We start from the raw sequence: 20,397 nt of genomic DNA, 5'->3' as shown, positions 1-20,397 counted from the left end.
CACGATCACGTCGCCGCGAGGGCCGCCGTTGGGGCCGACCTCGCCCTCGCCGGCGAGCTGGATGCGCACGCCGTCGTCGACACCGGCGGGGATCTTGACCTTGCGGGTGACCTTCTCGCGCACCCGGCCCTCGCCCGTGCAGTCGACGCAGGGGTCGGTGATGACCGAGCCCTGGCCGGAGCACTGCGGGCAGGGGCGGGAGGTCATGACCTGGCCCAGGAAGGACCGGGTGACCTGCGAGACCTCGCCCTGGCCGTGGCACATCTCGCACGTGGTGCGGTGAGAGCCGGCCGCGGTCCCCTCCCCCTGGCAGGTGTCGCACAGGATCGCCGTGGGGAAGGTGATCTCCTTCGTCACGCCGAAGGCGGTCTCGACGAGGTCGAGTTCGACGCGGATCTTGATGCTGCGCCCGCGCCGCACACGCTCGCGCGGACCGCGACCGCCGCCGGGCTGGCCGCCACCGAAGAACGCGTTCATGATGTCGTCGAACGCGAACCCGCCGGCGCCCCCGAAGCCCCCGGCACCACCGCCGCCGCCACCGGCGGCCGCGAAGGGGTCCTGACCCATGTCGAACATCCGACGCTTGCTCTCGTCGGAGAGGACCTCGTAGGCCTGGGTCACTTCCTTGAAGCGCTCCTGGGTCGCGGGATCCGGGTTGATGTCCGGGTGCAGCTCGCGTGCGAGCCGCCGGTACGCCTTCTTGATCTCGTCCTTGGACGCGTCTCGACGCACCCCGAGAATCTGGTAATAGTCTCTGGCCACTGGGTTACTGTCCTGCCAAAATCTGTCCGACATACCGAGCCACCGCGCGGACCGCCCCCATCGTCCCGGGGTAGTCCATACGGGTGGGTCCCACCACACCGATCTTGGCCAGCGACTGGTTTCCCACACCGTAGTCGGCCGACACGACGGAGGTGGATCGAAGACCCTCGTGGAAATTCTCCTCGCCGATGCTCACCGTGAGCATCGAGGGATCCTTCGCCTCACCCAACAAACGGATGAGGACCATGTTCTCTTCCAAGGCCTCCAGGACGTCCTTGAAGCTGGCGGCGAAGTCGACCGCGGCGAGGTTGGCGGTGCCCGCCAGCACGATCTTCTCCTCATGGCTTTCGACCAGGCTCTCCAGCAGGACCGAGAGAACCGACACCGCGATGCCGCGGTGTTCGGGAGGCACCTGTGCGGGCAGGTCGTCGACCGCGTCGGGGACGTCGCCGAGGTAGCACCCCGCGATGGCTCTGTTGAGCATGGCGCGCAGGTCGTTGACCGCACGCTCGCTGACGGCCTCGAGGCCGTCGATGACACGCTGTTCGACCCGGCCCGTGTCGGTGATGACGACCATCATGATCCGCTGGTTCCCGAGCGGGACCAGTTCCACGTGCTGGACCGACGAACGCGTCAGCGAAGGGTACTGCACGATCGCGACCTGGCGGGTGAGCTGTGCGAGCAGGCGCACGGTGCGGGCGACGATCTCGTCCAGGTCCACGGTGTTGCCGAGGAAGGACTCGATCGCGCGGCGCTCTGCCACGGAGAGCGGCTTGACCGAGGAGAGCCGGTCGACGAACAAGCGGTAGCCCTTGTCCGTGGGCACCCGGCCGGCACTGGTGTGCGGCTGGGCGATGTAGCCGTCCTCCTCCAACGCCACCATGTCGTTGCGGATGGTCGCTGGGGAGACACCGAGCGGGTGACGGTCGGCCAGAGCCCTGGATCCGACCGGCTCGTTGGTGTTGACGAAGTCCTCGACTACAGCACGCAGGACTGCGAGCTTGCGCTCGTTCAGCAACTCGCCACCTCCTGGCACTCCATGGTCCACAGTGCTAATTCTATGCCCGTTCGCAAACGCGGGCGGTGACGCGGGGGTGAGGTCCGCCCGTCCTGCCGTTCCGGGCCCGGCCGGCAGCGCGCACCCGATGCGCGAGCAGGAGGGGCGGGCAACAGTAGACTGCACCACCGTGGCAAGCGAGGGAACCGGCCGCTACGGCCGTGACGTGCTGGCAGGAGACTGGCGCCGACCGCGCAAGGGTGCGGTCCGCGAGGTCGAGGTGGAACGCGGGCTCGTGGTGGAGGACGCCGACGAGACCTTCTGCGGGGCAGTCGTGTCCTGGGACAAGGCCACGGTCACTCTCGAGGACCGCGCCGGCGGGCTGCGGGTCTTCGACCTGGGGCCAGCGGCCTTCCTGCTGGAGGGACGCCCGGTGACCCTGGTGCGCCCCGCGCCGTCGCCCCCGCGCGGCCCCCTGCGCAGCGCCTCGGGGTCGGTGGCGGTCACCGGCGCCGAGGCACGAGTGGCGCGGGAGAGCCGCATCTACGTCGAGGGCGTGCACGACGCCGAGCTGGTGGAGAAGGTCTGGGGCCACGATCTGCGTGTTGAAGGCGTTGCCGTGGAGTTCCTGGAGGGGGTGGACGACCTCCCCGGGATCGTCGCGGAATTCTCCCCCGGCCCCGGACGCCGTCTGGGTGTGCTCGTCGACCACCTGGTCCCCGGTTCCAAGGAGAGCCGGATCGCCGAGCATGTGCGCGGCGAGGACGTGCTGGTCACCGGGCACCCCTACGTGGACGTGTGGCAGGCCGTGCGCCCGCGTGCGGTGGGCATCGACGCCTGGCCGGAGGTGCCGCGGGGCCGCCCCTGGAAGGAGGGTGTCGTGGACGCCCTGGGGTGGCGGTGCAGCACCGGTGAGGCCTGGGGGCGGATCCTCGGTTCGGTGCGTACCTATGCTGATCTGGAGCCCGCCCTGCTGGGGCGGGTCGAAGAACTCATCGACTTCGTGACGGTATCCCACCCGGAGGAACCGTAGGATTTCAGGCAGCGTCACAGCACGTGCGCGCGGTCCGTGCCCTCCGACCCCGGGCCCCACGGTCGTCGGTACTGCCCGGTAGGACCCATCAGCGCCCCCAACCAGCGGAGCCAAGGAAAAGCATGAGCGATACCCCGACGAACCCCCCGTCTCCGGACGACCCCCAGGAGGGACAGCAGTCCGGCTCGCAGCAGCCGTACGCGCCGCAGCCGTCCGGCGAGCAGCCCTCGGGGGCGCAGTCGCCGTACGCGCCCGAGTACGGCCGGCAGCAGCCGGGGCAGGGTGTGCCCGGCGGTGACCAGGGCGCCTACGGCCAACCCCCGCAGCAGCCCCCGTACGGCCAGCCGGGCCAGCCCGGACAGCAGCCCCCGTCCGGCGGGCAGCCCGCCTACGGACAGCCCGGCTACGGGGCCCCGCAGCAGCCGGGTCAGCCCGGGTACGCTCCGCCGCAGCCCGGGTACGGCCCTGCGCAGCCCGGTCACCCCGGTGTTCCCGCCGACCAGGGGGCCTTCGGCCAGCCCCCGCAGCAGCCCCCGTACGGCCAGCCGGGCCAGCCCGGACAGCAGCCCCCGTCCGGCGGGCAGCCCGCCTACGGACAGCCCTCCGGCGGACAGCCCGGCTACGGCCCTCCGCAGCCCGGTCAGCCCCAGCCCGGCTACGGTCAACCACAGCCCGGATACGGCCCCCAGCCGGGTGGCCCCGGTCAGCCCGGCGGTCCCGGTGCCCCGGGCCCGTACGGCGCTCCGGAGCGGCAAGCGTTCGGGCAGCCCGGCGCCCCGGCCCAGCAGGCTCCCGGCGGCGGCAACGAGGTGCTCGTCGGAATGCTGGCGCACCTGTCCGGCTTCATCCTGGCGTGTGTGGGGTGGCTGCCTCCGCTGGCGATCTACCTCGCCAAGCGCAAGCAGTCGGCGTTCGTGCGCCACCACGCCTCCGAGGCGGCCAACTTCCAGTTCACGCTGCTCATCCCCTACGTCATCGCGGCGGCGACCTTCATCGGCCTGGGGATCTTCTTCCCCACGCTGTCCTGGATCGGCTCGGCGGTGTTCGCGCTGATCTGGATCGTCGCGATCATCTTCGGCGTTCTCGCCGCCACCAACGCGAACAAGGGGCAGTGGTACCGCTACCCGGTGAGTATCCGCCTGCTCAAGTGACCCCCGCCTCCGGTGCCCTGATCCCGCCAGGGGGCAGCTTGTACCACCAACAGGACGACTGAGGAACACACATGTCCTATCCGAACCCTCCCGGAGGCCCGGACGGCCAGGGATGGCAGCACGGCGGCATGCCGCCCCAGGGGGACCCGTCGGGCGGATACCCTCCGCCCGCCCAGGCCCCGGGGGGCCACCCGCCCCAGCACACGGGGGGACAGCCCCCGCACCCCAGCGGCTACGGGCCTCCCCCGCCCGCGCCCGGCGGCCACCCCGGTGCCCAGGGCATGCCCCCGGCCGGCCCGCCCCAGGGCGGGCCACCGGTCCCCTACCACGACCCGTACGCACAGCAGGGCCAGGGCTGGGGCAACCCCTACGCACAGCAGGGCCAGGCCTGGGGTGACCCGTACGCCCAGCAGGGCCAGGGCTGGGGTGACCCGTACGCCCAGCAGCAGGGCATGTACGGCCACGGACACCCGACCCCCGCCGAGTGCGACTCCGCCAAGGTCGTGCACATCGGCGGGATCTTCGGGGTGATGGTCGCGCTCATCATGTACCTGATGAAGAAGGACGAGTCGCCCTACGTGCGGTACCACGCCGCGCAGGCACTCAACTTCCAGCTGCTGATGATGATCGGTTACTTCATCAGCGGTCTGCTGTTCATCATCGTGATCGGTGTGTTCACGTGGATCGCGCTGCTGATCACCTCGATCGTGCTCCAGATCAAGGCCGCCGGCGCGGCGGGACGCGGTGAGTGGCACCGCTTCCCGTTCAACGTCAGCTGGGTGAGCTGAACACCGGCGCACAGAACAGGAGGGGGTCGCTGCGGCGGCCCCCTCCTTCGTTTCCGGGGTGGTCAGGTGAGCTCGCGCACCACGGCGTCGGCGAGCAGGCGGCCCTTGCGGGTGAGGACGGCCCGGCCCCTGCCGTGGGCGTCGGCCTCGAGCAGGCCCTTGGCCACGGCGTGCTCGGCGGCGGCGCGCCCCTGCGGGTCGAGGAGATCGAGCGGACAGCCCTCCGCCACGCGCAGTTCCAGGAGGATGCGTTCGAAGCGGCGCTCTTCTGCGGAGAGGACCTCGCGGGCGTGGCCGGGGCTCTCCCCCGCGGCGAGGCGCTGGGCGTAGGCGGCCGGGTGTTTGACGTTCCACCAGCGGGTGCCGCCGACGTGGCTGTGGGCTCCCGGGCCCACGCCCCACCAGTGTCCGCCTGTCCAGTACAGGTGGTTGTGCTCGCTGCGCCCGTGGGGGCCGCGCGCCCAGTTGGAGACCTCGTAGGCGCTGTAGCCGGCGGCGGTGAGGGCGTCGTCAGCCATGAGGTAGCGCTCGGCCATGGTGTCGTCGTCCGGTGCGGAGAGCTCGCCGCGGCGGACGCGCACGGCCAGGCGGGTGCCTTCCTCGACGATGAGGGAGTAGGCGGAGACGTGGTCGGGGCCGGCGGCGATCGCCGCGTCCAGGGAAGCGGCCCAGTCGTCGTCGGACTCGCCGGGGGTGCCGTATATGAGGTCGAGGTTGACGTGGTCGAACCCGGCCTCGCGGGCCCAGCGCACGCACTGCTCCGGGCGGCCGGGGGTGTGGCCGCGTTCCAGGACCTTCAGGACGTGTTCGCGGGCGCTCTGCATGCCGAAGGAGACCCGGGTGAACCCCGCCTCGCGCAGGCGGGCGAGGTATTCGGGGCCGACCGTCTCGGGGTTGGCCTCGGTGGTGAGCTCTGCGTCGGGGAGCAGGCCGAAGCGCTCCCGGATGCCGGCGACGATGCGGCCGAGGTCCTCCGGCGGGAGGAGTGTGGGGGTGCCGCCGCCCACGAAGACGGTGCTGACCGCGGGGCGTTCGCCGTCCAGGACCCGGTCGGCGAGGTCGATCTCGGCCATGGCCTGGCCGGCGTAGGTCTCGCGCGAGGACGTGGCGGTGCCGTCGCGGGAGACGAGTTCCTCGGCGGTGTAGGTGTTGAAGTCGCAGTAGCCGCAGCGTGTGACGCAGAACGGTACGTGGACGTAGAACCCGAGGGGGCGCCGGCCGAGCTCGGCCAGCGCCTCCTCGGGCAGGGCGCCGGTGGACGGTACGGCTTCGCCGTCGAGGGCTACGGAAGGCATGCCTCCAGTGTCACCGACCCGGCGGCGTGCCCCGGCCCACGTCCGGTACGGCCCCCCGCACCACCGCGTCCTCACCTCCCTGCTGCCGGCACCCCCTGCGTGGGCACGGCACGCTCAGCCCCGCCCCCATGCCCTTCCGTCCCGGCGGCGCCCGGGTCCCCGTCGAGGGCGAGCCACACGGTGTCGCGTGCCAGCGGCAACCGTGTGAAGCGGTGCCCGGTCGCGTCCCTGACGGCGTTGGCCAGGGCCGGGGCGACGGGGTTGAAGGGGCTCTCGCTCATGGGCTTGGCGCCGAGGGGTCCGAGGGCGTCATCGGTCTCGGCGAAGTGCACCTCGAGCCGGGGAACGTCCGCGTAGGCGGGGATGTGGTACTTGCGGAAGGCCGTGGACTCCACCTCCCCGAGGGCGTCCAGGCGGACGTTCTCGTACATGGCGGCGCCCAGGGCCTGGGCGAACCCGCCCTCCACCTGTCCCCGGCACTGGTTGGGGTTCATGACCCGCCCGGCGTCGGCCGCGTGCACGGCGCGCAGGATGCGGATCTCGCCCGTGTCCGGGTCGACCGCCACCCGGAACCACTGGCCGTTGAAGGCGACCGACCTGGGTGTGCCGCCCCAGTGCCCGTACGCGGTCAGCGGCCGGCCGGAGGCGGTGGCCCGGTCGTGGAGCCGGGTGAGGGGTACCGACCGACCGGGTGCGCGGGCGGCGTCGCGGTCCAGTGAACACCCTTCCGTGCCGGAGCCCAGGAACGCCGCGGCCTCCTCCGACAACAGTTCGCGCAGGGCGGTGGCGGCACGATGGGTGGCCTTGCCGGCGACCACCGTGCCGGTCGAGCCGAACGCCCCGGTGTCGTGGCCGACCACGTCGGTGTCGGACTGGCTGACGACGACCCGGTCGGCGGTCGTGCCCAGGACCGTCGCGGCGATCTGCCGGTGCACCGTCGTGGTGCCGTTGCCGAACTCCGCGGTCCCCACCGCCAGCGCGTACCGGCCGTCGGGGAGCAGGGTCACCTCGGCGTCGGCGAAGTGCCCGCGGGGCGGCACGGTGTCGATCATGCACACCGACATCCCCTGCCCGACCAGCCACCCGGGGGGCGGCTCCACACCGTCCGCACCGGGGTCGTCCTGGGCGGCGCGGAGGGTGCGCAGCATCTGGTCGAGCCCGTAGCTGCCGTACTCGACGTCCTCCTCGTCCTCGTGCAGTGCGGACATGGGGTCGCCGGGCCGGATGACGTTGCGCTCGCGCAGTTCGAGGGGGTCCATGCCGAGTTCGCGGGCGAGTTCGTCCATGGCCTGTTCCACGGCGAACACCGTCTGGCTGAGCCCGTACCCGCGGAAGGCGCCGGCGGGGACGGTGTTGGTGTAGACGGCACGGGCATCGATGCGCTTGTTGGGGCAGCGGTAAAGGGACACGGACTCGCCGCAGCCGTGGAACATGACGCCGGGACCGTGGTTGCCGTACGCGCCGGTGTCGGAGAGCATCCGCATCTCGAGGGCGGTGAGGGTGCCGTCCGCGCGGGCGCCGAGCTTCACCCGGACGGCCATGGGGTGGCGGGTGGAAGTACCGGTGAACTGTTCGCTGCGGGTGAGCTCGATCTGGGCAGGGCGGCCGGTGCGCATGGCGGCGAGGGCGGCGATGTCCTCGACCATGGTCTCCTGCTTGCCGCCGAAGCCTCCGCCCACGCGCTCCGCGTACACCCGGACGTTCTCGCGAGGCAGGTCGTAGAGGGTGGCCAGCGCGTCCCTGGTGAGGAAGGGGACCTGGGTGCTGGAGCGGACCGTGAGCTGGTTGCGGGCGCCGTCCCACCAGGCGATCGCGCAGTGGGTCTCCAGGTGGGCGTGCTGGACGCGCTGGGTGTGGAACTCCTCCTCGTGGACCACGTCGGCCTCGGCGAACCCGGCCCCGACGTCCCCGGTCCCGCCGTGCACGTGCGCGACGACGTTGCGCGCGGGGTCGGCGATCCGGGACTCGGGGCCCTTGTCGTGGATGACCGGCGCCCCGGGGGCCATGGCCTCCTCGGGTGTGTAAACGGCGGGCAGGGGCTCGTACTCGACGCGGACGAGATCGAGCGCGCGGTCGGCGATCCGTTCGCTGTCGGCGACGACCGCGGCCACACGCTGGCCCTTGTGGCGGACGACGTCGTCGAGGAGGCGCAGGTCGTCGGGGTCGTCGCTGCTGTGTTCGTGGCGGGCCGTGGAGTAGAGGCGTTCGGGTGCGTCGGCGTGGGTGAGGACCGCGTGCACCCCGGGCAGGGCCGTCGCCTCTGCGGTGTCGATCCGGGTGATGCGGGCGTGGGAGTGCGGGGAGCGCAGCAGTTTGACGTACACGCGGTCGTCGACCTCCACGTCCAGCGTGTAGCGCACCTGTCCGCTCACGATGGTTTCGGCGGCGGGCGCGGACAGGCTCCGTCCGGCTTCGGCGCCGGCGCACGGTTCCTCGATGTTGCGGACGCGGTTCACCGCGTCCTCGATGGTCCGGTAACCGGTGCAGCGGCAGAGGTTGCCCTTGAGGGAACGGGGCAGGTCGGAGCGCTGCTCGTCGTCGAGGGCGGCGGTGGTCATGATCATTCCGGCCGTGCAGAACCCGCACTGGAAACCCTGGGCGTCCACGAAGGCCTGTTGGACGGGGTGCAGTTCGCGGTCGCTGCCGAGCCCGGCCAGGGTGGTCACCTCGTGCCCCTCGGCCCGGTGTGCGGGGTACAGGCAGCTGTGCACGGGGCGGCCGTCCACGTGGACCGTGCAGGCGCCGCAGTCGCCGGCGTCGCAGCCCTTCTTGACGTCCAGCCGTCCGACTTCGCGCAGGTAGGTGCGCAGGCACTGGCCGGGGTGGGGGCGGTGCGGGTACTCCTTGCCGTTGACGTGGAAGCTCACGTGGTACCTCCGGAGAGCTCGGCGCGGATCTGTTCCGCGAGCAGGTGGGTGACGTGCCGGCGCCAGCGCGGGTGGCCGTGCATGTCGTCGAAGTAGTCCTCCGGGGCGAGCCGGTCGGCCAGGGCGGTCTGCAGTGCGTCCGCGGAGGGCACGGACGGCCGGCGCAGTTGGACCGGGCTCGGTGTGGACGCGGTGACGGTGAGCGTGAACGCACCGTCGGCGGGGTCGACCGTGCCCACCAGGAGGGCGGCCGATCGGCCGTGGGGGGTGAGGGAGACCTGGCGGAACGCCGAGTGCCGTCGCAGGGCCCGGTGAGGGATGCGGACGGCGCGCAGCACCTCGCCCGGTTCGAGCTGCTTGAGGCCGTTGCCTGTGACGAACTCGGCGACGGGCACGGTTCGGCCGGGCCCGCGTCCGGGGGCGGCCTGGAGCAGGCACTCCCCGTCCAGCGCGGCGGTCAGCGAGATCATGGGGCCGGCGGGCAGGCCGTTGCACAGGTTTCCGCCGACGGTCGCCTCGTTCCAGATCTTGAAGGAGGCCAGGAAGGCGCGGGAACACTGCTCGACCAGTGCGAACGAGGCCCAGTCGGGGTCGGGTTCGAGGGCGCGGAGCTGGGCGACGGTGCACGTGCCCGCGATCTCCAGGTGGTCGGATCGGCGCACCAGCGGGGGCCAGTCCAGGTCCTTGAGGTCGAGCAGGCGGGANCGCCGGCGAGCCAGGCGTCGCCGGGTCGCCAGTCGGCCGCCGTGGCGGGCTGGACCTCGTCGACGGAGTTCAGGTCCATGGGCCGGCGCTCCTCTCGTGGGGGTCGTAGGGCTCGGAATCCCGGACGGACGGAAAAGGCGCCTTCGACATTTCTGTTCCGCGGCCGCAACACCCCGGGCCCGGAAAGGAACGGAATCCCTTTCCGTGAACGGGGAACCATCCGCCCGGGGTGTTGCACGGCCACCGCGTATCGGCCGGTGCACCGAGTTGAACAAGGGATCCGCACCACTGTCGATTGGTCCGTCACACGGGATCCCCGGCGCACTTCAACACCTCTTCGTGTGATCGCCCAGCGAACCCGAGCAGTGGCGATCCCGCACCCCTGCCGCCCGGAGGGGCCGGTTAGGCTCGCACGTGCCACACCCGATCAGGAGTGAGAAGGGGATGCCCCCACCGAGGAGGAAACGTGCTCGTCCGGGACCTGCTCACCGAGAAAGAACTGGGAATCTGCGTCAGATGGGCACCCGGAGGAATTCTGGACCGGAGAGCCACCGGCGCGATCACCACTGATCTTCCCGACCCTTCCCGTTATCTCGAGAGCGGCAGAATTCTGCTGACCGGGCTCGTGTGGTGGCGGGCCGACGACCCCTCCCACGCGCTGGACGAGTTCGTGCGCAGGCTGGTGAGGGCCGGGGTCGCGGCCCTGCTCGCCGGCGAGGCCGCGCACGGACCCGCCCCGGACGCCCTCGTGGCAGCCTGCCGGGCACAGGGGGTGCCCCTGCTCTCGGTACCGAGTTCGACCGGTTTCCACCAGGTGTCGGAGTACGTGCACCGTCGGTTGTCCGCGGAGGAGTACGGGCGGGTCGAGGGATCAGGCCTCCCGGAGGAGCTCATGCGGCGCGATCTGACCGCCCTGGTCTCGGACGGGGTGGGTGCCGGTGCTCTGCTGGAACACGTCGCCGCCGCCCTGTCCGCGCAGCGCTGCGAGATCGTCACCACCACCGGGCGGGTGGTCGCGTCCGGTTCCCCGACCGGCTCCCCCGGGCAACGGGGCACCGAGGGTTCCCGGGACCGGCCGGCGGTGGCGCCCGTTCCCGGACCGTCGCCGCTGGAGACCTGGTGGTTGCGGGTCTGGGCCGACCGCCTCGTGCCCGCCCGCCCTCTGAAGGATGCGGCCGAGGTGGTCGGGTTGGAGCGGGCACGGTCGGTGGCCTCGCGCCACGACCACCGGCGCTCGGCCGACCACCTGGTCTCGGCCCTGCACCGCACCCGGGGCGATCGGAACCCGGTGCTCACAGCGCTCTCGGCCTGCGGCATCCCCGACGGCGCCCACCTGTCGGTCGTCACCGCGGTGCTGACGGGGCCCGGGGCCGAGGCCGAGTGGGCCCGGTCGGCACTGGAGGAGGCACTGCGTCCCGCGGAGGAGCGCCCCGTCGTCGGGTTGTCACCGGAGGGGACCGCCGTCGGTGTCGTCTCGGCACCGCCGGAGGAGCTCCTCCGGGCGCTGCACGATTCCTGGAACCCCCTGCACAGCGCGCTGGGCCGGGGCACTGCGCTGTACGCGGGGGTGAGCACCCCGGTCGCCACCGCCGATCTCCTGCCGACCGCTCTGGCACAGAGCCGCTTCGCGCTCGGTTCGGTCTCGGGCGGCGGGCCGGAGGGCTCGACCGTGATGGCCGCCGCCGACATGCGCGGCGTGGGCGGGCTGCTCGCCGGACTGCCCGCCGAGGTCCGGCGCGACTACCACCAGCGCACCCTGGGCGGGCTGTTGGAGCACGACCGGCGCACCGGTAGCGAGTTCGCCCGGACCCTGCGGGTCTTCCTCGACCAGAACGGCTCGTGGGTGGGCACCGCGCGCGCACTGCACCTGCACGTGAACACAGTGCACTACCGCGTGCGGCGGATCGAGGAGCTGACCGGCACTGATATGAGCGTCCTCGACCACCGCCTGGACCTGCGCGCCGCGCTCATGTGCGGCTAGAGCCCGCTTGGAGCGCAGGTCAGGTGCGGGCGAGGGCACGCTCGGCCTGGGCGGCCCAGACCTCGGACGCACCGGGCACGGCGGCCAGGCCGTGCAGGGTCTCCGCGTCGCCGGCGCGGGAGGCCCGGAAACCGGACAGGACCGTGAGGCCGTGGGCGGGCCGGTGTTCGACGGTGACCGGATCGCCCGGTGTGACGTGGCCGGGTTCGAGCACACGCAGGTAGACCCCGGTGCGGCCCTCCTCGGTGAAGCGGCGCACCCACTGGCGCTCGGCCAGCCAGGCCTGGAACACCCCGCACGGGGTCCGGGGCAGGGTCACCTCGAGCAGTACGGGCCCGACCCGCCAGCGTTCCCCGACGACGGTGTCGAGCAGGTCGAGGCCGGCCGTGGTGAGGTTCTCGCCGAAGACGCCGTTGGCCAGGGTGCGCCCGAGACGGGCCTGCCACAGGTCGACGTCCTCGCGCGCGTAGGCGTAGACGGCCTTGTCGGGGCCGCCGTGGTGCTCGACGTCGGCCTGCTCGTCACCATCGAGCCCGAGCGGGCCGACATACGCGCCGCCCTCCACGGGGGTCTTGTCGATGGCGGTGCGTTTCAGGCGTCCGGCCCAGTCGGCGTCGAACGCACGGCCGGTCTGGACGGAGAGGATGCTGGAGGTGGATTCCATGTGGGAAGCCTAGAAGGAGACGCAGGGCTCCGGCCAGGGAGATCCCGTTCACAGCAGGCGTCACGGGGACGTCGCACACCGGCCCCGGCCTGCACCCGGAATCCGGGTCAGGCGGGCCGGGGTTCGGCCACCGCCGCGGCGCGGGAGGGCGCGGCGGTGGTGGACCCGCGCACGACGAGTTCGGGCGCGAACATGTACTCGGCGCGGGAGACCGCGTGCCCGGCGATCTCGTCGCACAGGGTGCGCACCGCGGCCAGCGCCATCGCCGTGACGGGTTGGCGCACGGTGGTCAGCGGCGGGTCGGTGAACGCGATGAGCTGCGAGTCGTCGTAGCCGACCACGGAGAAGTCCTGAGGCACACGCAGGCCGAGCCGGCGCGCGGCCCGGATCGCGCCGAGCGCCATCATGTCGGAGCCGCAGACCATGGCGGTGACCCCGCGTTCGATGAGCGTGGTCGCGGCGGCCTCCCCGCCCTCGACGCCGAACAGCGACAGCTCGACCAGGCCTTCGCCGTCCAGCCCGTGCGAGGCCAGCGCCTGGTGGTACCCCTCGAGCTTGCGGTGCACCGGGACGTAGCGCTCGGGCCCGCTGGTGAAACCGATGCGGGTGTGGCCGGTGGCGACGAGGTGGTCGACCGCCTGGCGTCCGGACTCTCGGTCGTCGCAGGAGACGAACGCGGCCGGGATGTGCTCGGAGTAACCGTTGACCAGAACGATCGGCAGGCCCCGCGAGACCAGCGACGCGTAGCGCTCGCGGGGCGCACTGGAGTCGGCGTGGCGGCCGGAGACGAAGATGATCCCGGAGACGTTGCGTTCCAGCAGGAGTTCGACGTACTCGTCCTCGGTGATGCCGCCGGGCGTCTGGGTGCACAGCACGGGCGTGAAGCCGCGCTGGGCGAGGGCGCCCTCCGCGGCCTGGGCGAACATCGGGAACACGGGGTTGCCGAGCTCGGGCACGACCATGCCGACCAGACCTGCCGAGCGCTGGCGCAGCCGCGCGGGGCGTTCGTATCCGAGCACGTCCAGCGCGGTGAGCACGGCCTTGCGTGTGTCGCCGCCGACTCCGGGTTTGTCGTTGAGCACCCGCGAGACGGTGGCCTCGCTGACGCCTGCGTGCCGCGCGATGTCGGCCAGTCGTGGACCCATGCGGCCGATTTTAGTCGAGATGACCGCCACTCGACAGAAAGTTGACGGTAATCTTGCGCAAGAACTTGCACAGGCCCATTGGGAAGGACCTCCATGGAGTCGCACTGGTGGCGCGAGGCGGCCATCTACCAGATCTACGTGCGCAGCTTCGCCGACTCCGACGGCGACGGCGAGGGCGACCTGGCGGGCATCCGCCGGAAGCTCCCGGACCTGGCGGAACTGGGCGTGGACGCGGTCTGGCTGACCCCCTTCTACGTCTCGCCTCTGGCCGACGGCGGCTACGACGTCGCCGACTACCGCGACGTCGACCCGCGCTTCGGCACCCTGGACGACTTCGACGCCCTGCTGGCCACCGCGCACGGACTCGGCATCAGGGTGATCATCGACGTGGTCCCCAACCACACCTCGTCGGCGCACCGGTGGTTCCGCGAGGCGGTGGCGGCCGAGCCGGGCAGCCCCGAACGGGCGCGGTACATGTTCCGTGATGGCCGAGGCCCGGGCGGCGACGAACCGCCCAACAACTGGACCTCGATCTTCGGCGGCCCGGCCTGGACCCGCCTCAAGCGCCCCGACGGCACCCCGGAACAGTGGTACCTGCACCTGTTCGACACCGAGCAGCCCGATCTCGACTGGACCGATGGGGAGGTGCACGAGGAGTTCGACGACGTCCTGCGGTTCTGGCTGGACCGTGGTGTGGACGGTTTCCGCATCGACGTCGCGCACGGCATGGTCAAGGACCCGGAACTGCCCGACGTGGCCGAGGGCACCGACGCCGGCCTGCTCGACGGGCACCACCGCCTCCCCTACTTCGACCAGGACGGCGTGCACGAGATCTACCGCCGCTGGCGCTCGATCACCGATTCCTACGAGGGCGACCGGGCCCTGGTCGCCGAGGCCTGGGTGGAGGACGCCGATCGGATCGCGCGTTACGTGCGCCCCGACGAGCTGCACCAGGCGTTCAACTTCGAGTACCTGACTGCCCCGTGGGACGCCGCGCGCCTGCGGAAGGTCGTGGACACCTCGTTGGCCGCCAACGGCGCGGTCGGGGCGACCACGACCTGGGTGCTGTCCAACCACGACGTGACGCGCCACGTGACCCGGTTCGGCGGCGGCGAGCAGGGGCTGCGGCGTGCGCGCGCGGCCACGCTGCTGATGCTGGCGCTGCCTGGATCGGCCTACCTGTACCAGGGCGAGGAGCTGGGCCTCCCGGAGGTGACCGACCTGCCGGAGGACGCCCTGCAGGACCCCACGTGGGAACGTTCGGGCCGCACGGACAGGGGCCGGGACGGCTGCCGGGTCCCGCTGCCGTGGGAGGGCGAGCACCCCCCGTTCGGGTTCGCACCGGAGGGGACCATGCCGTGGCTGCCGGTGCCGCAGGCCTACGGTCCGCTCTCGCGCGCGGCCCAGCGCGGGGTGGAGGGTTCGACGCTGGAGCTGTACACGCGTGCCCTGCGACTGCGGCGCGAACTGGACGCCCTGGGCGATGGGCAGCTGGAGTGGCTGGATTCCCCCGAGGGTGTGCTCTTCTTCGACCGCGGGTCGGGCGTGCGCTGTGCGGTGAACCTGACCGGGAAGCCGGTGGAGCTGCCGGGCGGCGAGGTACTGATCTCCAGCGGCCCGGTGCAGGCGGGCGGCACGCGCCTGACGCTGCCGGGCGACACGGCGGTGTGGCTGCGCGTGTGAGACACGGCGGGCCCGGCCGGGGCGGGACGCAGGTTCCGCCCCGGCCGGGCCTTTCGTGTGTGCGGACCCCTTCCACCGGGGCTTCGCCGGGGCCTACGGTGTGCACCACGCGCACGTCAGCAGCCTGCTGCGGTCGGCCCGCCCCGACCTCGACGACCGTGTGATGGCCGACGCCCTGCTCGATCCGCTGTCCTCGACCCTGGTCACCCACGAGCTCGAGGCCGGCCACCACGGCTTCGACAGCCTCGAGGCCGTGCTCGCCGCACTCGTCGACGGACTGGAGGCGTGCGCGCCCCGCTGATGGCGGCCGGAACGACAACAGATCCTGTGTCGGGTGGTGAACGGTGAGCACCGAACGCGAACTCCTCGTCGTGGGCGGGACCGGCATGCTCCGCCCCGCCGTCCACGACCTGCTGGGCTCCGGCGCCAGGGTCGTCCTCGTCTCGCGCCGTCCGGAGCGAGCCGCGGCCGGGGCACCCGACCGCGGGCGACTGGTACCGGTCGCCGCCGACTGGTCGGCCCCGGAGCGGTTGGGCGAGGCCGTGCGGGAGGCCACGGGCGGGCGGCCGATGGCCGAAGCACTCCTGTGGGTCCACACGCCCTACGACGAGGGTGTGCACGCGTCCCTCGATCCGCTGCTCTCCGCGGACGCGACCGTGGTCCAACTCTGGGGCAGTGCCGGCGCCGACCCCCGCCTCAGCCGACCCCTGCCGGGCCAGTATGCGCCGCCGCGCGCCTACCGCAGCGTCGTGCTCGGGTTCGCCGACACCGCACGTGCCACGCGCTGGCTCACCGACCGCGAGGTCTCGGACGGCGCTCTGCGCGCGTTGAGCGACGCCGCGCCGGAGCAGATCGTGGGCAGGGTGGAACCCTGGTCCGACCACCCGTGAGGGCGATGCGCGGGCCACGGGCGATGATTGCGCCCACGACGGCCGACCGCCCGTGACACTCACCCGCAGTCATTCGGTTCTCACACCGGGAACACCATGACGGGACTGTTCTCGGCGCGTTTCCACATCTTTACCGAGGCGGCCTGCAAGGCATTTCAATTCACGCAAATTATTGCTAGCGTCACATCACCACGCACACCCCCGACGGGCCCGCCTCCCCGGCGGACCACGTGCGCTCCCCCAGGCAGGCCCCCGGAAGGAACACGAATGAGAATGCGCAGCGCCCCGGCCCTGGCCGGTCTCGCGGCCCTCAGCCTGATGACCACCGCGTGCGGCGGTGGGGACGGCGACGAGGGCGGCGGCAGCCAGGAGGGCACCCTCGTCATCTGGTCCGACCCCGACCGTTCCGGCGCCATCCAGGAGGCCGCCGAAGAGTTCGCCGAGGCCAACGGTGTCGAGGTCGACGTTCAGAACGTCTCCTTCGACGACATCCAGGGCGACGTCGTCAACGCCCACCAGGCCGGTAACGCCCCCGACCTTTTCCTGGGCGCACACGACTGGACCGGCAACCTCATGCGCAACGGGGCCGTGCAGCCGATCGAGCTGCCCTCCGACCGCGCCGAGGGCCTGGACGGGACCGCGGTCGAGGCCATGGAGCTGGACGGGCAGCTGCTGGGTGTGCCCTATGCGCAGGAGAACATCTTCCTCATGCGCAACACAGAGCTGGCGCCCGACGCCCCCGAGACCTTCGAGGAGCTCGTCGAGGCCGGCACGGAGCTCAAGGACGACGGCGAGGTCGACGAGGTGCTGTCCATGGCCGTCGACCAGGAGGGCGATCCCTTCCGCATGAACGCCCTCATGCGTTCGGCCGGGGGCGACCTGTTCGGGCAGGACGCCGACGGCGGGTGGGACGCCGAGGACCTGCGCGTGGCCTCCGACGAGACCGTCGAGGCCATGGAGGCCGTCGCCGAGTACGGCGAGGACGGCGAAGGGGTGCTGCGCCGCAGCATCGACACCGAGAACGACGCCGCGCTCTTCTTCGACGGTGAGGCGCCCTTCTTCGTCGCCGGGCCCTGGAACCTGGCCGACGCCGGAGACTCCGACGTCGAGTTCGACATCAGCGCGATCCCGGGTTTCGAGGACGGCGATCCCGCCAGCCCCTACCTCGGTTACCAGGCCTTCTTCGTGACCGAGGGCGGCGCCAACAGCGCGCTGGCCGAGGAGTTCGTGGTCAACCACGTCACCGACACCGACTTCGTGCTCGACCTGTACGACGCCGACCCGCGCACCCCGGTACAGACCGAGGCCCTGGACACCGTCTCCGAGGACGACCCGAACATCGCCGCGGTCGCCGAGGCCGGTGAGGACGGCCTCGCGATGCCCAACTTCCCGGAGATGGGCGAGACCTGGAAACCCCTCGGTGTGGCCCAGGCGCAGATCATCGGTGGCGAGGACGCGCGTGAGGCCCTGGAGAACGCCCACGAGCAGATCGCCGAGCGGATCGGGCAGTAGCGGTGGGCAAGGACAACAGCGGGCCCGCGGGTTCCCCCTCCGCCGGGGCACCCGCACGCCCGCCACTGCCCGGGGGACGTTTCGCCGCACGCGGGTCCCTGACCGGAACGCTCGTCAAGATCGCCCTCCTCGGCCTGTTCACCGCGCTGGGTGTCTGGGCGGTGCTGCCGCTGTACGTGGCGGGCAACTGGTGGGGCATCGCCCTGGCCGTGGCCGTGGTGGCGCTCGTGTACTGGGTGTACCTGTCGGGGCGTTCGGTCCCGGCCAAGTACCTGGTGCCGGGTGTGCTGCTGCTGATGGCCTTCCAGATCTTCCCGGTGCTGTACACGATGAGCACGTCGCTGACCAACATGAGCGACGGCCACCGCGGCACCAAGGAACAGGCGATCGCCTCCATCGAGGCCTACTCCGTGGTGAGCGCCGACGACTCCGAGGAGTACACGCTCACCGTCGCGACCACGGGCGACCCGGACACCGGCGAGCTGGTCTTCCTGCTCACCGACGACGACGGGCAGGCCTATGCGGGTGACTCCGAGGGCCTGGAGGAACTGCCCGGCGCCGACGTCGACGACTCCGGCAAGGTCACCGAGGCGTTCGGGTACACGGTGCTCTCCCCCAACGAGGTCAACGCCCGCAGCGACGAGCTCCAGGAGTTCGCCGTCCCGACCGGCGACGGTGCCGGGATCCGGTCAAGCGGCCTCAACAGCGCCTTCGAGGGCACAGCGCAGCGGGTCCACGACCCCGGCTGCGACTGCATCGAGGACACGGAGACCGGCGCGGTCTACACCGCCGACGACGAACGCGGCGCCTTCTACGACGAGGACGGCGAACGCCTGGCGCAGGGCTGGCAGGTCGGCGTCGGGTTCGACAACTTCCTGCGGTTCCTGATCAATCCGACCTTCGCCTCGGCCTTCTTCGGGACCCTGGTGTGGAACATCGCCTTCGCCGCCTCGGTCACCTTCCTGGTGTTCGTGGTGGGCCTGGCGGTCGCGCTGACACTGCACACGCCGCGTCTGCGCGGCAAGACCGTCTACCGGATCCTCGTGGTGTTGCCGTACGCCATGAGCTCGCTGGCGATGTACCTGTTGTGGCGGGACATGTTCAACACCGACTTCGGCCTGTTCAACCGGATGCTCGGCACAGACGTGGACTGGCTCGGCGACGCGTGGGCCGCACGGGGTGCGGTGGTCCTGGCCAACGTCTGGCTGGGGTACCCGTACATGTTCCTGGTGGCGACCGGTGCGCTGCAGGCGATCCCACGCGAGCTGTCGCAGGCGGCGCGGTTGGACGGGGCCGGGCCGTGGCAGGCGTTCCGACACGTGACCCTGCCTCTGCTCATGGTGGCGATGGCGCCGATCCTCATCGCGACCTTCGCGTTCAACTTCAACAACTTCAACGCGGTATGGCTGCTGACCCGGGGCGGCCCGTTCCCGGCGGAGGGGACGATGTCCGGGGGCGCCACCGACCTGCTCATCACCTACACCTACCGCCTGGCCTTCAGCGAGGCCACAGCCCAGTACGGGTACGCGGCGGCCATGTCGGTGATGATCTTCCTGATCGTCTCGGTGATGTCGGTGGTCAGCCTGAGCCGCAGCAGAGCACTGCAGGAGGTGGACCGATGACGGCCGAGACCGTCGACACCGCCGTACGACCGGTGTACCGCCCCACCGCCGGGTCACGGTTCGCCCTGTGGTCGCGCCGGCAGGGGTGGCGCCACGCGGTGATGCTGGTCGTGGCGGCCTTCGCACTGTTCCCGGTGCTGTTCGTGATCTCGGCGGCGCTCAACCCGGTCGGCACACTCAGCAGTTCGCAGCTGTGGCCGACCGGGGCGAGCCTGGACAACGCGCGGGACCTGTTCCGGAACACGCCGTTCCGGGCCTGGTACACGAACTCGCTGTTCTTCGCCGTCGCCAACGCCTCGGCCACCGTTCTGCTGTCCGCCCTGGCCGCGTACGCCTTCAGCCGGATGCGGTTCAAGGGGCGGCGTGTGGGGCTGGTGGGGCTCCTGGTGATCCAGATGTTCCCGCAGTTCCTGGCGATCGTGGCGATCTACCTGATGTTCTCCAACCTCGGGGAGCTCTACCCGGCGATCGGTTTCGACACCCGGTGGGGGCTGCTGCTCGTGTACCTGGGCGGTGCGCTGAGCATCAACACCTGGCTGATGAAGGGGTTCTTCGACACCGTGCCGAAGGAGCTGGACGAGTCGGCTCAGATGGACGGGGCCACACACGCCCAGGTCTTCTTCCGGATCATGCTGCCGTTGGTGACCCCGGTGCTGGCGATCGTGGCGCTGCTGGTCTTCATCAACACGATCAACGAGTTCCTGCTGGCGAGTGTGTTCCTGCGGGACACCGGCTCGCAGACGCTGGGGCTCGGGCTGTACCAACTGGTGGATTCGCAGCGCAACGCCAACTTCGGGATGTTCGCCGTCGGGGCGATCATGCTCTCCCTGCCCACACTGGCTGTCTTCTGGTTCCTGCAGCGCTACATCTCCGAGGGCCTCACCTCGGGCGCGGTGAAGGGCTGAGGAGCTGGTTCACCGGGCACGGCCGGCCGTCCACTTGGCGGCCGGCCTTCGTCGTGCGCGATCACGCCGTCGCGGCATGGGCGGGGCATGGACCGGGCTTTCCAAGAAGCAGTCGTGTTGTGTCGGACCGGTCGTCGGGGTCGTTCTGGTGTTGCCTCGGGGGTGGTGGTCCGTCGGGGCCGGGATCGTAGCTCGGCCGGGCCCTCACGCAACCCTTCGGCACCACCCCCGGACGTTTTTTCTTGGCGGGAGGGTGCGGGTGTGGTGGTGGGTCGGTCTGTGGCGCCTCGGGGTGTGCGTTCCGGCCCTGTTGGCCGGGCTGACCCGACCCGCATCGACGAACCCCTGTTCACCCCCGAGGCCCTCTGGCAGCCCAAAGGAACGGGGGTCCACTGCC

The 20,397-nt window shown here is 71.4% G+C and carries 17 protein-coding genes and 1 pseudogene (1 of these 18 only partly in view); 10 read left to right on the top strand and 8 right to left on the bottom strand.

The window, feature by feature from the left end; all coding sequences use genetic code 11:
• Together D474_RS27860 and hrcA are read right to left on the bottom strand one after the other, a co-directional pair.
• Positions 1–762 (bottom strand): annotated as a pseudogene (locus tag D474_RS27860) (DnaJ C-terminal domain-containing protein); it reaches 334 nt to the left of the window's first position.
• A 4-nt stretch (positions 763–766) separates the two neighbouring features.
• A complete protein-coding gene (gene hrcA / locus D474_RS0106520) occupies positions 767–1,780 on the bottom strand; it encodes a heat-inducible transcriptional repressor HrcA (RefSeq protein WP_017612782.1) in 1,014 nt (337 codons plus the stop codon).
• A gap of 169 nt (positions 1,781–1,949) precedes the next feature.
• On the opposite strand from hrcA, the gene D474_RS0106515 reads away from it, so the two are divergent.
• On the top strand, positions 1,950–2,792 hold the full coding sequence (locus D474_RS0106515) for a DUF3097 domain-containing protein (RefSeq protein WP_017612781.1): 843 nt from the start codon (positions 1,950–1,952) through the stop codon (positions 2,790–2,792).
• Positions 2,793–2,806: 14 nt separating this feature from the next.
• Here the strand turns inward: D474_RS0106515 and D474_RS0106510 are convergent, their stop codons facing one another.
• On the bottom strand, positions 2,807–3,625 hold the full coding sequence (locus tag D474_RS0106510; protein ID WP_017612780.1) for a hypothetical protein: 819 nt from the start codon (positions 3,623–3,625) through the stop codon (positions 2,807–2,809).
• Here D474_RS0106510 and D474_RS0106505 point away from each other — a divergent pair.
• Positions 3,614–3,943, top strand: a complete 330-nt coding sequence (locus D474_RS0106505; protein WP_017612779.1) for a DUF4870 domain-containing protein — start codon at positions 3,614–3,616, stop codon at positions 3,941–3,943. The two genes, D474_RS0106510 and D474_RS0106505, sit on opposite strands and share 12 nt — an antisense overlap.
• A gap of 71 nt (positions 3,944–4,014) precedes the next feature.
• A complete protein-coding gene (locus D474_RS0106500; RefSeq protein WP_193373976.1) occupies positions 4,015–4,731 on the top strand; it encodes a DUF4870 domain-containing protein in 717 nt (238 codons plus the stop codon).
• A 62-nt stretch (positions 4,732–4,793) separates the two neighbouring features.
• On the opposite strand, the gene hemW is transcribed toward D474_RS0106500, so the two are convergent.
• The 3 genes from hemW to D474_RS27855 all read right to left on the bottom strand — a co-directional run bounded on the left by hemW (position 4,794) and on the right by D474_RS27855 (position 9,861).
• The gene (gene hemW, locus D474_RS0106495; protein ID WP_017612777.1) at positions 4,794–6,026 is read right to left on the bottom strand and encodes a radical SAM family heme chaperone HemW; all 1,233 of its coding nucleotides are present in this window, start codon (positions 6,024–6,026) and stop codon (positions 4,794–4,796) included.
• Between the two features lie 71 nt (positions 6,027–6,097).
• The gene (locus D474_RS0106490; protein ID WP_017612776.1) at positions 6,098–8,893 is read right to left on the bottom strand and encodes a molybdopterin-dependent oxidoreductase; all 2,796 of its coding nucleotides are present in this window, start codon (positions 8,891–8,893) and stop codon (positions 6,098–6,100) included.
• Positions 8,890–9,861 carry an FAD binding domain-containing protein gene (locus D474_RS27855; protein ID WP_275040771.1) on the bottom strand — a complete coding sequence of 324 codons (972 nt, stop codon included), beginning with the start codon at positions 9,859–9,861 and terminating at the stop codon, positions 8,890–8,892. The genes D474_RS0106490 and D474_RS27855 overlap by 4 nt, the downstream gene beginning before the upstream one ends.
• 203 nt (positions 9,862–10,064) lie before the next feature.
• On the opposite strand from D474_RS27855, the gene D474_RS0106480 reads away from it, so the two are divergent.
• Entirely contained in the window at positions 10,065–11,579 is a 1,515-nt protein-coding gene (locus tag D474_RS0106480) for a helix-turn-helix domain-containing protein (protein ID WP_017612774.1), read from the top strand.
• A gap of 19 nt (positions 11,580–11,598) precedes the next feature.
• On the opposite strand, the gene D474_RS27850 is transcribed toward D474_RS0106480, so the two are convergent.
• Together D474_RS27850 and D474_RS0106470 are read right to left on the bottom strand one after the other, a co-directional pair.
• A complete protein-coding gene (locus D474_RS27850; protein ID WP_017612773.1) occupies positions 11,599–12,243 on the bottom strand; it encodes an MOSC domain-containing protein in 645 nt (214 codons plus the stop codon).
• A gap of 107 nt (positions 12,244–12,350) precedes the next feature.
• Entirely contained in the window at positions 12,351–13,388 is a 1,038-nt protein-coding gene (locus tag D474_RS0106470) for a LacI family DNA-binding transcriptional regulator (protein WP_017612772.1), read from the bottom strand.
• Between the two features lie 93 nt (positions 13,389–13,481).
• Here D474_RS0106470 and D474_RS0106465 point away from each other — a divergent pair, with 93 nt between their 5' ends.
• The 6 genes from D474_RS0106465 (at position 13,482) to D474_RS0106440 (ending at position 20,000) form a co-directional block, all read left to right on the top strand.
• Positions 13,482–15,071, top strand: coding sequence for a glycoside hydrolase family 13 protein (locus D474_RS0106465; protein ID WP_017612771.1), 1,590 nt, complete (start codon positions 13,482–13,484; stop codon positions 15,069–15,071).
• 55 nt (positions 15,072–15,126) lie between these two features.
• Complete coding sequence (locus D474_RS0106460) at positions 15,127–15,372, top strand: hypothetical protein (protein ID WP_017612770.1); 246 nt, start codon at positions 15,127–15,129, stop codon at positions 15,370–15,372.
• Between the two features lie 43 nt (positions 15,373–15,415).
• Positions 15,416–15,961 (top strand): Rossmann-fold NAD(P)-binding domain-containing protein, encoded by a 546-nt coding sequence (locus D474_RS30365; RefSeq protein ID WP_017612769.1) that lies wholly within the window; start codon positions 15,416–15,418, stop codon positions 15,959–15,961.
• Between the two features lie 273 nt (positions 15,962–16,234).
• Complete coding sequence (locus D474_RS0106450) at positions 16,235–17,473, top strand: sugar ABC transporter substrate-binding protein (protein WP_017612768.1); 1,239 nt, start codon at positions 16,235–16,237, stop codon at positions 17,471–17,473.
• 2 nt (positions 17,474–17,475) lie between these two features.
• The gene (locus D474_RS0106445) at positions 17,476–19,095 is read left to right on the top strand and encodes an ABC transporter permease subunit (RefSeq protein WP_017612767.1); all 1,620 of its coding nucleotides are present in this window, start codon (positions 17,476–17,478) and stop codon (positions 19,093–19,095) included.
• Positions 19,092–20,000: a sugar ABC transporter permease gene (locus D474_RS0106440; RefSeq protein ID WP_017612766.1), complete on the top strand. Its 909-nt coding sequence runs from the start codon at positions 19,092–19,094 to the stop codon at positions 19,998–20,000. Before D474_RS0106445 ends, D474_RS0106440 begins: the two co-directional genes overlap by 4 nt.
• The last annotated feature ends 397 nt before the right edge of the window (positions 20,001–20,397 follow it).

Origin of the sequence: Nocardiopsis salina YIM 90010 (assembly GCF_000341025.1) — a bacterium.
Taxonomy (GTDB): Bacteria; Actinomycetota; Actinomycetes; order Streptosporangiales; family Streptosporangiaceae; genus Nocardiopsis; species Nocardiopsis salina.
Note: the sequence above shows the minus strand (reverse complement) of the source record. Positions and strands in the feature narration are given on the sequence as shown.